Origin of the sequence: Lactiplantibacillus xiangfangensis (genome assembly GCF_001438845.1) — a bacterium.
Classification (GTDB): Bacteria; Bacillota; Bacilli; order Lactobacillales; family Lactobacillaceae; genus Lactiplantibacillus; species Lactiplantibacillus xiangfangensis.
This window is the reverse complement of sequence record NZ_JQCL01000057.1, coordinates 100,011-112,110: the sequence shown is the minus strand read 5'-3', so window position 1 is coordinate 112,110 and position 12,100 is coordinate 100,011. Positions and strand designations below refer to the sequence as shown.

Annotated in this window: 8 protein-coding genes; 6 read left to right on the top strand and 2 right to left on the bottom strand. The window is 45.3% G+C overall.

What is annotated here, in order from left to right:
- The first annotated feature begins 165 nt into the window (after window positions 1–165).
- From IV64_RS06070 to IV64_RS06060, 4 genes are all read left to right on the top strand, one after another.
- Window positions 166–600, top strand: a complete 435-nt coding sequence (locus IV64_RS06070; RefSeq protein WP_057706239.1) for a GNAT family N-acetyltransferase — start codon at window positions 166–168, stop codon at window positions 598–600.
- A gap of 161 nt (window positions 601–761) precedes the next feature.
- Window positions 762–1,604, top strand: coding sequence for a helix-turn-helix domain-containing protein (locus IV64_RS06065; protein WP_057706238.1), 843 nt, complete (start codon window positions 762–764; stop codon window positions 1,602–1,604).
- Window positions 1,605–1,695: 91 nt separating this feature from the next.
- Window positions 1,696–1,827 (top strand): hypothetical protein, encoded by a 132-nt coding sequence (locus tag IV64_RS14760; protein ID WP_272946840.1) that lies wholly within the window; start codon window positions 1,696–1,698, stop codon window positions 1,825–1,827.
- A gap of 1,024 nt (window positions 1,828–2,851) precedes the next feature.
- Complete coding sequence (locus IV64_RS06060) at window positions 2,852–3,757, top strand: LysR family transcriptional regulator (protein ID WP_057706237.1); 906 nt, start codon at window positions 2,852–2,854, stop codon at window positions 3,755–3,757.
- A 562-nt stretch (window positions 3,758–4,319) separates the two neighbouring features.
- On the opposite strand, the gene IV64_RS06055 is transcribed toward IV64_RS06060, so the two are convergent.
- Window positions 4,320–5,993 carry a glycoside hydrolase family 13 protein gene (locus IV64_RS06055; RefSeq protein WP_057706236.1) on the bottom strand — a complete coding sequence of 558 codons (1,674 nt, stop codon included), beginning with the start codon at window positions 5,991–5,993 and terminating at the stop codon, window positions 4,320–4,322.
- A 515-nt stretch (window positions 5,994–6,508) separates the two neighbouring features.
- Between IV64_RS06055 and nhaC the strand changes: the two genes are divergently transcribed.
- Both nhaC and IV64_RS06045 read left to right on the top strand, forming a co-directional pair.
- Window positions 6,509–7,915 carry a Na+/H+ antiporter NhaC gene (gene nhaC / locus IV64_RS06050; protein ID WP_057706235.1) on the top strand — a complete coding sequence of 469 codons (1,407 nt, stop codon included), beginning with the start codon at window positions 6,509–6,511 and terminating at the stop codon, window positions 7,913–7,915.
- Between the two features lie 120 nt (window positions 7,916–8,035).
- Entirely contained in the window at window positions 8,036–8,950 is a 915-nt protein-coding gene (locus IV64_RS06045; RefSeq protein WP_057706234.1) for an NADP-dependent oxidoreductase, read from the top strand.
- A gap of 861 nt (window positions 8,951–9,811) precedes the next feature.
- Here the strand turns inward: IV64_RS06045 and IV64_RS06040 are convergent.
- Window positions 9,812–12,082, bottom strand: a complete 2,271-nt coding sequence (locus IV64_RS06040; RefSeq protein WP_057706233.1) for a glycoside hydrolase family 65 protein — start codon at window positions 12,080–12,082, stop codon at window positions 9,812–9,814.
- Window positions 12,083–12,100: the final 18 nt, after the last annotated feature.

Sequence of the window (12,100 nt, the reverse complement as noted above, 5' to 3'; positions counted from 1 at the left end):
TTCACCCATCCGTTGTTCAGGATAGCGTGAATGCACCTTATTTATTTTCAAGAATTAAACGGATTGCTACTACTAATTACGTATTTAGTTGATGAATCCTATTTTTTAAAACCACACAAGCGATTTTTATTATCAATACCGCTAATTTATGAACAAGGAAGACCTATGCAAACCTATTTATTGCACCACCCCACCACTGAACAACTCGATCAACTGATGACGATTTGGCTCCACGGCAACCTGAAGGCCCACCCATTTATCAAGGCTGACTATTGGCGTAAGCAGGCACCAGCAGTCCGGACCGCCCTACCACAAGCCCAACTGATTATTGCCACAACCGCCGAAAAAATCGTCGGTTTTATTGGCTTACAAGGGCACTACGTTGCGGGAATCTTCGTGCAAGCAGGTGCCCAACAGCAAGGCGTCGGGACGGCGTTACTAGCCGCTGCCAAAGAACTGACCCATAAGCTGCAACTTTCCGTCTACGTCGCTAACCGACCCGCAGTCGCCTTTTATCACCACAGCGGTTTTCACGTTCACGAGCAACAGATTGATAAAGCGACGAATCAACCTGAATACACAATGCGCTGGCACCGCTAACCGTTGGCACGCTTTGATTATATTATTTGTAATTAGATTTATATATTTTAAGAATAATTTTTATTACGTATAAATATTGACAAGATTATATTAACGGTGTTAAATTGACATTGAAAGCGTTTTACAAAACTGCTTTAGTTTGGTAAAAAGGAAGTGTCAACTTGAATATCGAACTATTTATTGCCCGCCGCAAAGCTTTGGGTTTATCCCAAAAAGCCTTAGCTGAGGGCATTTGTACCCAAGCCACCCTCAGTAAGTTTGAAAACAACGGCAAAGCGCCCGCAATTCGGATTGTGGCACAACTCTGTCAGCGCTTAAATCTCCAATTAGAAGATGTTTTTCCAACGGAACGGGTTGCTGACGCAGCGGTATTAAAGGTGCTTGAAAAAATTGAATTTGATTTAATTACCAGTGAATATCGTGATGCCGAAACTTTATTAGCTAAAATTGCTGATGATCCCCGGCATGACCGCGAAACAAAGCTCCAATATTGTTATTTAAAGGGATACGTGGCCGCTTTGAACCATCACCCGATCAGCGACGTCCTGTTCAACTTCGATCAGATTATTACTGATCTTGACGAATCGCACACAACAATCTATACCCAGTTAGCTTACTGTGGCACTGGGATTGCTTATCAGTTTAACCATGACCCTAACAAGGCCCAGTACTACTTTGAAAAAGTCCGACACGCTTTACCTAACCTGCCCTTAGAAACCACGGCGAGCGTCTGGCGGGTCATTAACTTGGCCTACTATACTGGTAACTTCTACGCCAGCATTGACCAGCCGACCCAAAGTTTGAAACTGTTGGATTACGGCATTAACATCTGTTCCCGTTTTCACGTGACCTACTACGCTGCTTGGATCAAGTTTTTACAAGCACAACTCATCGGCGAGCCAAGCAAAGTTCAAGAATACCTGAACGACGCAACTGCCTTTGCACGTATCAACAATAACAAGCAATTACTTAAGAAAATTTCAAGTTATTCAAGTTCAATTTAAGAACCCGGCAAAATAATTGCATTTGTTAAGTTAATCACCTAAACTTGCAAGTATCAAAGACGTGGTTTGAACAATTAAGGAGGGGCTGTCCATGTTATTAGCAGGTCTTTTAGTCGCAGCCGGCTTAGCAGCCGTTGCTGGTGTTGCTGCCAGTAATCGCGTACCCGCTGCCCAATCAGTCAGAATCAAACACGATCAACGTCGTCCGCAAAACCGTCGTTAGGCTGACCGTTATAAAAACTAAAACGCTTAGCAGATCCCAGATCGGATTTGCTAAGCGTTTTAGTTTACACGCGTCGTTACTAGTAATTTGACGTTCGTTCAGTCACTTGTATAAGTAATAATTATACCCAATTAACTAACCGACTGTTATTTCGGCATTTTTAACCTTTTTAATTCCTTTAGTATTATAATTAATTATGTTAAGTTGAAATAGTTACCTGGGGTTCATCGCTAAATTTGACTAGTTTGCTATTGGGACATTAATTGTCCCAGCGGCCATTTCAAAACTAAAACAGCCCCTTAACCGATAACTGTTTTTTATAATCTTTTGCGCAAGTTATTGTTCAGTTGCAATTATCAAAAATAATGGCGCTTGTTCTTATTCGTTCGGTTTATAGTTTAAAGGGGTTAACTTTAATTTCACTATAATCGCGGATGTTCGTCTGAAACCGCACGGCTCCAATCAGTATTCAACTTTTTAGCCCACTGTTTCGTTTATCAGCTGATATATGACACCACCTTAACTGATAACTAATTTTTATACAAAGTCCTTGTTGCTTAAAATTCATAAGCTTAAAGACTTTAATTTATAAATTATCATTATAAATTTCGTTTATCCGTTGAACACCTTAACTTTAAGTTCAGTTTTCACCTAATTACCGCTTTATTAGCTTGTTATTCCACCATTTGGCTCTTAAAAGTAAATGATGATCCAACAACACCTCAACTAATAAACCAAAGCTATGGTAAAAAAAGGTAAATCCTATTGTAACGGCACCTAGACCAATCGATGTTTTTGGTATTATTAATAATCATAATAGTTTCAATACCTCAACCATTATCGTTGACAGCACCCAATCATTACGACTATGATTAACGGTACCACTTTCGAATCGTTAATCATGTTATGATTAACTTGTCATATGATAAATCTATTTGATAATCATCTTCGGGTTGAGGCCTGCTTATTTGTGATTATTAATTGCTAAAACAACATTAATAATTTTTATGGAAGCTACATTTTCATGAATATTAAGGATCTGTACTATTTTCAACGTTTAATTAGTACACAAAGTTACACGCAAACGGCGGCCGATTTTCATGTAAGCCAGCCAACCATTTCGCAAGCAATCAAGCGTCTCGAACGGCATTTCCAAACAACGCTCTTCTTTCGTCAAGCTAAGACCAAGGCGCTAGTGCTAACGCCTAGTGGTCAACAACTTTTATTAGCCGCTAACGATATTATTTCTAACTGGCAGCACGTCAATGAATCGATCAGCCACTTGCGTCAACATACGCTTCGGCTCGGCATTGAACCTTCCGTCAGTGAACATTACTTACCGGCCCTGACCAAGCCAATTTTGGAACAAGACTTACTTAGTAGCGTCCATACCGTTGAAATGGGCGCTAACCAACTGGTCAAACAAGTTTTAGGTGGTCAACTCGACTTAGCAATCAGCGGTAACCTGGATCAAACTTTAGATGAACGACTAGCGGTCACCCCGTTACGACCATTTAAGTTCAAAATTCTTGCCAGTCCTGAACATCCATTAGCAAAAATGGAACACCCAACGTTTGAAGAGGCTTTAAAATCACCCTTTGTTATTTTAAACGCTACTTATCTAAACAAATTAGTTTTCCATCAATTAGCTGAACAACTCTCCATCAAACCACAAGTGCTCTTTGAATCCGATAGTAGCACGCTTGTCAGTGGCCTAGTTCAAGAAGACTTAGCCCTCGGTTTTGTCTCGGACATCACTGCCCCAGCACAGAGCGACTTGGTTGAAATTCCAATTGAGGATGTTCAAGTTCCAAGTGTTCATATCAATTTGATTCGCCGGGCCCACCAATTTCCAATTGGCTTATTCAAACAAGTCATGGATATTATCGAAAAAACTTTCGAGGCCGATGAAGCCGTTCAAGAACAATAATTTAACATTTAAAAATCGTGCGTTCAGAATCATTATGACAATTCTGAACGCACGATTTTTAGTTTCTAAACATTGTAAGATAAAAATTTGAATTAATCCCACAGTATCAATTACCTAGTCCGGCTGCCACTGATAACATGCGGTCGTGGGACCGGGTTAAGCCTGAGAAACGGTCTTAACCCTCGCCCGGATCAATTGCAAAGACCACAATTGTTCCGGACCGTCCGTGGCGTAAGGCCGGAAAAGCCACCGCCCAAACGCCACCATCACGATCGATGCTATCAGTGGCAACCTCCGAGCATTCAACAAATTTAACCTATTCACAATAGTAAAACTGAATTTAGCGAAGTCGAGCAGGATTGATGTGCAGTGGCGGCAACATTGACCAGCGGGTCTTACGGCCAATGTTGCCGGGCAATTCAAAGACGTGGGCTATCGGCTTTGAATTGAGGTCTCAGACCGTCCTTTGGCTGAGACCGTCCCTCACAGCACACCGATTCTGCTCGGCAGAGCGGCAATTTCAAAATCGACCGTCACGCAGTAAATCTTTCGACCTTTATTTTTAATAATAGTAAACCTTAGCTTCGTAAGCACGTAACGTATCACCGTGGTCATCATCGTAATTACTGATGAGTAACCTTGCATCCGCTGGTAGTTGTTCAAAGTGACGCGTTTGGGTTTCCGGCGTGAAATTACAGATGACTAGTAAGGTCTGATCATCCGTTTGACGCGTATAAGCATAAACCGAAGTGTCGTCAGCTAATAACAATTGATACTTACCCGTGGTGATAACCGGTAACTGATGACGTAGCTTGATTAAGTGCTGGTAATAACTAAACGTCGAATTGGGGGTCACCTGGGCCGCCTCTGCGTTGATGTGGTTGTGATTTGGGTTAACTGGTAGCCACGGCTTAGCATTCGAGAAACCGGCGTTTAACGCCCCATTCCACTGCATCGGTGTCCGTGCGTTATCCCGTGAACAATTGGCCAAATAACGTAACATCGTATCCGCCGAAAGGACGCCCTCTTCATCCACAAAATGGTGATAAGCGTTGATTGATTCCAAATCTTGGTAATCGGACAGCTTGGTGAAATGGGCGTTAGTCATCCCTAATTCTTCACCCTCGTAGACATAAGGGGTCCCCTGTAAGAAGTGCAGCAACGTCGCTAGCATCTTAGCAGAACGTTGCCGGTAAGCTGGCCGTTCGTCACCAAACCGGGAAACAATCCGGGGCTGATCATGATTATTCCAATAGAGGCTATTCCACGCGGTGCCGTGTAATCCGTTTTGCCACTTGGTCATTGACTGCTTGAGGTCAACTAACTTGACGGGTTGATCATTCCACTTGCCTAACTGTGGATTAGGATTGCCATCCAGACCCATGTGTTCAAATTCAAATACCATGTTCAGTTCATGTTCGTTTAAGCCTGCGAGCCGTTGTGCGTCGCTTACAGTAGCGTTCGGTGTCTCACCAACCGTGATTAAATCGTGACCCGCAAAGACTTGTTTATTCATTTCCTGTAAATATTCGTTCAAACGGGGACCATTAGCGATGATTGGACCAATGTCCGCGTACGGTTCACCGTCGTTTGGCTGACCGTCCGCAAAGCTGGCGGGTTTGGAAATCAAGTTAATGACGTCGAGGCGAAAACCATCGACACCTTTATTGACCCAAAAATTCATCATGTCGTACACGGATTGCCGCAATTTTGGATTTTCCCAATTCAGGTCGGGTTGTTCCACGGCAAATGAATGCAGATAGTACTGTTGACGACTTTCGACGTATTCCCAGACGGAACCGCCAAAGAAGCCACCCCAATTATTGGGCGCGTGACCATCGACTGGATCACGCCAAATGTAATAATCGGAATATGCATTATCACGGCTCTTAGCACTCTCTTTGAACCACTTATTCTGATTAGAAGAGTGGTTGACCACGATATCCATCATGATCTTCAAGCCCTTCTCGTGGGCGGTCGCTAGAAGCTGATCAAAGTCAGCCATCGTGCCAAATTCCGGGTTAATGTCGTAATAATCGCTAATATCATACCCGTTATCAACACCGGGCGACCGGTAGATTGGGTTGAGCCAAATCACATCGGCCCCTAACCGTTTCACATAGTTCAGACGTTGCGTAATCCCGGGCAAGTCACCGATACCGTCACCGTTTGAATCTTGAAATGAACGGGGATAAATTTGATAAACGACGGCTGATTGCCACCATGGGTTAGTCATTACAATCACTCCTTAAATTTTTTATACTGGCGTACGCTTTAATTCTTTATTTTAAACCGCTTACACTTACGGCTATTTTATCATTTTACCTATACTCACGTACTGTCTATCAGCCATTACTTAACGGTTATTTACCATATTTATCAACTATCGGGCGCCTCCACGACTAGCCATTTTAAAATTAATAAATTTATTCGTTAGTTGACGTTTCAAATCAAGCATGCTATCATCACACAATAATCAAATAACGAACGATAACCCTACTCTTAAGTAGCGGATTAGCTGTGTGTCAGAAAGTCGGTGGTTGCTGCGAACCGATCAGGCTAATTACGATGAAATACGGTAGGTACAGTCCGGGTACGCCCGGCGGATAATAACTAGACCCGTTAACTGCTAGTGAGTGGAGCCGATTTTGCGGCTCAAGCTGGGTGGTACCACGGTCTAATCAATCGTCCCTGTTGCAATAATTGCAACGGGGACGATTTTTTTATAGCCAAATAAAAGGAGTGTTAATTATGGAAAATTCAAAACGATGGCGGCCAGTTCACCTACCAGAATCCTTAACCGTCTTACTCATCATGTTAGCAATTATGGGACTCGGCGTAATTAAATTCGGGCTCTCACCACAGACCCCTGTTATCTTAGTTATTGCCTTAGTCATTCTCTGGGCTCGCATTCGGGGCGCCCACTGGGACGACATTCACAGTGGCATCGTCGACGGGATCAAGACCGGGATCATCCCCATCTTTATTTTCTTACTAATCGGAGCGCTAATCAGCGTCTGGATTGCTGCCGGAATCATCCCTTCCATGATGGTTTTTGGGTTTAACCTGATTTCCGTGAAGTGGTTCGTTCCGTCCGTTTTCCTCGTTTGTGCCATCATCGGAACGTCTATCGGGAGCGCCTTTACCATTATCTCGACCATCGGGATTGCCTTATTTGGTATCGGGACCACCATGGGGATCGACCCAGCGTTAGTCGCCGGTGCCATTATTTCCGGCGCCATCTTTGGGGATAAAACCTCCCCACTGTCCGATTCAACTAACTTAGCGTCAGCCATCGCTGAAAGCGACTTATTCAGTCACATTCGCAACTTAATGTGGTCTACAATTCCCGCCTTCATCGTCTCTTTGATCTTGTACACCGTTTTAGGAACGGGGGCAGCGACGGGCAACAACCTGGGTAAAATCCAAACGACCTTAACGGTGCTGAACCAGAACTTCACGATCAGTTGGTGGGCCGCTTTACCACTCATTGTGATGTTTGCATGCGCCCTACTTAAAATTCCAGCCATCCCAACTTTACTGATGAACATTGGCTTGGCCATCGTCATGATTTTTATTGAACAACCCCACATTGCGCTGAGCAAAATTGCCGGCATGATTGAAACCGGCTTTGTCGCTAAAACGGGTAATGCCAGTGTCGACGCCCTCTTATCACGGGGCGGCATTAGCGCCATGATGGGCACCGTTTCACTCATTTTGCTGACGCTCTCACTCGGTGGCCTGTTAATGAAATTCAACTTGATTCAAACGGCCATGGTCCCACTAGCTAAACGTTTAAAGGGCACCGGCGCGACCGTCACCGCTGCTATCCTAGCCGGAATCGGAGTCAATATCTTTGTCGGTGAACAATACCTCTCCGTTATTCTTCCGGGTAAAGCATTTAAATCGACCTTTAACCAACGGGGGCTAGCAAACTTAGCCCTTAGCCGGGTACTAGAAGATGGTGGTACAGTGATCAACTACCTCATTCCATGGGGCGTTGCGGGGGCCTTTGCCGCTAACACGCTTGGCGTTTCAACGCTGGCTTACTTGCCGTTCTGCTTCTTTAGCCTACTATCGCCAATCTTTTCAATCATCAGTGGCTTCACTGGTGTGGGACTTAAGCGTCAAACGCCTGTTACCAATCAAAGCAACTAAAAACACTTCTTTTATTATTGACTAAACACAAACCGGAAAGTAATGGTACCCGCTTGTGATTTCAGCAGGTTCCCCGCTACAATTAAGCGAAAGCATGCTTTTGCCAAGGAGGGGATATTAATGCTTGCATATGGTTATCGTAAATTTGGGGGACCCGCCGTTTTTGAAACGATTACTCAACCGGTACTTGAACCAGCTAATAATCAAATTACTATTGAAACACTCGCTGTCAATTTGAACGACCAGGACCGCCGCGAACGTCTAGGCACGGGAACCGACTTAGTTTTACCAACCATTCCTGGACACGACGTCGTGGGCAAGGTGCTCAAAGTCGGTCCCGGGGTAACGGGGTTGGACATTGGAACCCTCGTTGCGGCCCACGCTCAACACACCTACGCTGAGCAAGTTACGCTGGATAGCGACTTAGCCGTGACGGTGCCAAACGACGTTACTCCCGCACAAGCAGCCAGTTTAATTACGCCGGGGATCACCGCCTATAAAGCCGTCCGTTACTTTGCGGACGTCCAGAAGGATCAGACCGTGATCGTCCAAGGTGCCGGCAGTATGGTCGGAATGTTAACGATCCAGTTGGCACAGCGTCTAGGTGCAAACGTCATTGCCATTGCCCCGTCGCACTTTACTGACAAGTTGACCGCACTCGGGGTTGAACAAGTTGTCGCGCCCGACCGTCAAAATCCGGTCCACGTTTTAGCAGACCGGGGCGACGTGATTATCAACGTCAGTCACGACAACACTAACGGTAAGGACGATCTCGCAATGGCAAAGTTTAACGCGACCATCGCGTCATTTGCGACCCACCTACCCGCAACTAGTAAGTCGATCCGGTTCCAGGTACTGCATCCAACGAATGTGATTTCGGATCAGGCCACCTTGCAGATGCTATTCAAGTTACTCAGAACGGGGCAGTTAACCGTCGACATTGCGCAGCAGCTACCCTTTACACTGGATGGCTTCATTCAGGGGCACACGTTGCTGGATGAACCGTACAGCGGCCAATTAATTGTCGCGAAATAATCATTTCCAAATAGAATCAGCTTATAAGGTCATATTTGATCCTACAAGCTGTTTTTTTAATGTTATTTATCTGAAGGTTGAAAGTGCGAAAACTAGTTCAATCGTTGCCATCACACTACTTATCGTTAGAAGATTAGTATTTTCGGCGCTTCGCCGGCAGAATCAGTGGGCCATGGGGTCGGCTACAGACAAAGAACGGTCTTCCGCCTCGCTTGAAAGCCTCAAAGGACGAGTCTTTCAACTATAACCTGGCAAACAACGCCAGCTAACAGTGCCAACACGGCCCGCTGGTTCTGCCGGCTACGCTAAGATTGCTTTAAAACAAACCGGTTAAGTTTGTCAGCAACCAAAGCATAGCTGAAAGTTGCCTATAAATGTAGCTTTAATCGGATGCTCAGTGGTAACCGGGCTAACTCACAAGTAGTTAATTTGTATTAGTCTAATACTGATACAACCGTAATCAATCTCGAAATTTAATTTTCAACCTCCCCTGATACTATCAATATTCAATAAATGTCAGTCACTCATGATAGCAGGACTATATTTAGCGCAGTCAGTCAGCGTTGATGTGCTGTGCCGGCAACATCAGCCGGAGGGCACCGGCTGGATGTTGCGGGACGATTCCAAGACGCGGGTTATCGGCTTGGAATTGAGGGAGCAGACCGCACTGTGGCTGCGACCGGCCCCACAGCACACCGACGCTGACTGACGGAGCGGATATTATTTGCCATCCATAGAACTCAAAAAAGACGTCCATTCGCAGATGGGCGTCTATTTAGGAGTAGGTTAGAATGAGGGTTAATCATTCTAGGGTTAGGACTTGACCTTAACCAGTTTCGGCCAGGTTAGGGTCAAGTGTGTTTATTTCGTTGAAACGGTATCGGCAACCTTCACCGCGTTACCGTTCAATTCAATGGTCAATGGTTCACCAGAGACGAGTGTCACTGTCGTTCCTTGTTGATTGACGTCGACTTTTAAGAGCCGACCACGGAAGTTAACGTGGAACTGATAATGTGTCCAAGCGTTAGGGACAAATGGTGCAAACGCCAACGTATCGTCCTTAACACGCATTCCAGCAAAGCCTTGTACGATTGCTAACCACGAACCGGTCATCGACGTAATGTGTAAGCCGTCGACCGTGTCGTTGTTGTAGTTATCAAGGTCCAACCGAGCAGTCCGTTGATACATTTCAACCGCTTTGTCTTCGTAGTGCAGGTCCGCCGCTAATACAGCGTGAACTGCGGGCGACAAGCTGGATTCGTGGACCGTTAACGGTTCGTAGAAGTCAAAGTTGGCCTTCTTCTGTTCCGGTGTGAACCGGTCCATGAAGTAGTAGATACCTTGTAAGACGTCCGCCTGCTTGATGTATGGTGACCGCAAAATATGGTCCCATGACCAGTGTTGGTTGATTGGACGTTGATCCGCTGGAATCGTCGAAACGGGCTTCAAATCCTTATCCAGGAACGTATCGTGTTGAACAAAGATGCCGAGTTTGTCATCGTGTGGCAAATACATCCGGTCCACGATATCTTGCCATTTCGCCAGTTCAGCGTCGGTGACGTCTAGGGCTTGTTGCTTTTCAGCACTGACCTTCTTTAAGCTAGCCAATGTGTATTTCAATGTCCAACGTGCCATCAGGTTGGTATACCAGTTGTTATTGACATTATTTTCATACTCATTGGGCCCAGTCACACCATGAATCATGTACATTTGCTTACGTTCTGAGAAGTGTACCCGGTCGGCCCAAAAACGTGAGATGGCCGTCAAAACGTCGATCCCTTTGGTCTTCAAGTATGTCTCATCACCGGTATAGCGGGTGTAGTTAAAGATGGCATAAGCAATGGAACCGTTCCGATGAATTTCTTCAAAGGTGATTTCCCATTCGTTATGACATTCGATCCCATTAAAGGTCACCATTGGGTAGAGTGCCCCTGCCAACCCTTGCTGCTTAGCGTTATGGAACGCACCTGCCAGCTGGTTGTAGCGGTATTCCAATAAGTTTTCGGTAACTTTCGGCTTGGCTAATGACAAGTAGAATGGTACCCCGAAAGCTTCGGTATCCCAGTAAGTCGCACCACCGTATTTTTCACCGGTAAAGCCCTTTGGTCCTAAGTTCAAGCGTTTGTCTTCACCATAGTACGTTGAGAATAACTGGAAGAGGTTGAAACGAATCCCCTGTTGGGCCGCGTCGTCACCATCAATGACCACGTCAGCCAATTCCCAGCGCTTCGCCCAGACTGCTTGGTGCGCTTGCAATAATTCTTCGTATGATTGCGCATTGACGTTTTCTGTCAATGTTGCCAAACCGCTACGTAGCGTTTTGATATCTTTATAATCACGGGAAGTGACCACGATGACTCGTTTTTCAAAGTTCTTGGTCTCATCAGGCGCTAAAGTCCCGCGGAAAATGTTCGTAACAGCTTTTTCCGTTTCCGGTGCATCCACACCGCGGAGATCCGTCACGTGCAACATTTGCATGCCTAGTGTAAAGCGTGGGGTGCCAAAATCATTTGGTTTAGTTTCAGCGACCATACTCCCGCCAGTCAGCGCGTGACTTTTATCGAGAACTTGCCAGAATTGTTCGTCGTAGTTAGCGTCTTCGTTGAAAACGTCGGCGTCAATTTGGGAAATAAAGCCAATTTGGACGGGTTCCGCACTCAAGTTGTGAACGCTATAGTGGACGTCAAATAATTCCTTTTGAGCGGCACTGACAAAACGATCAATCAAGAATTGGACTTTCTTTTCACCCTTAGTCACGATGAACGAACGCCGGAGAACACCGGTGTGCATGTCCAAATCGACCATAAAGTCGCTAATGTCGTCCTTAGCTAAATCAACCTGGTCCCCGTCGATCGTCAAGTTAACTTTAATGAAGTTAACCGCATTGACGACCTTACCGAAATAATCGGGATAACCATTCTTCCACCAGCCAACACGCGTCTTGTCAGGGTACCAAACGCCCCCGACATAGATACCTTTCAAAGTATCGTTAGAGTAGTGTTCTTCAAACATACCGCGCATCCCCATGTAGCCGTTGCCGATGCTCGTCATGCTTTCTTGTAATCGTTTATCCGTTGGAACCAGTTCATGACTGACCACGTGCCACGGATTCACTTCAAAAATACGTTTCATTAGAATTGCTCCTCCTTG

Excerpts from the sequence above, each read along its gene's own strand:
- IV64_RS06070 (WP_057706239.1), top strand. The coding sequence starts at position 166 with ATGCAAACCTATTTATTGCACCACCCCACCACTGAACAACTCGATCAA.
- IV64_RS14760 (WP_272946840.1), top strand. The coding sequence starts at position 1,696 with ATGTTATTAGCAGGTCTTTTAGTCGCAGCCGGCTTAGCAGCCGTTGCT.
- IV64_RS06060 (WP_057706237.1), top strand. The coding sequence starts at position 2,852 with ATGAATATTAAGGATCTGTACTATTTTCAACGTTTAATTAGTACACAA.
- IV64_RS06055 (WP_057706236.1), bottom strand. The coding sequence starts at position 5,993 with ATGACTAACCCATGGTGGCAATCAGCCGTCGTTTATCAAATTTATCCC.
- nhaC (WP_057706235.1), top strand. The coding sequence starts at position 6,509 with ATGGAAAATTCAAAACGATGGCGGCCAGTTCACCTACCAGAATCCTTA.
- IV64_RS06045 (WP_057706234.1), top strand. The coding sequence starts at position 8,036 with ATGCTTGCATATGGTTATCGTAAATTTGGGGGACCCGCCGTTTTTGAA.
- IV64_RS06040 (WP_057706233.1), bottom strand. The coding sequence starts at position 12,082 with ATGAAACGTATTTTTGAAGTGAATCCGTGGCACGTGGTCAGTCATGAA.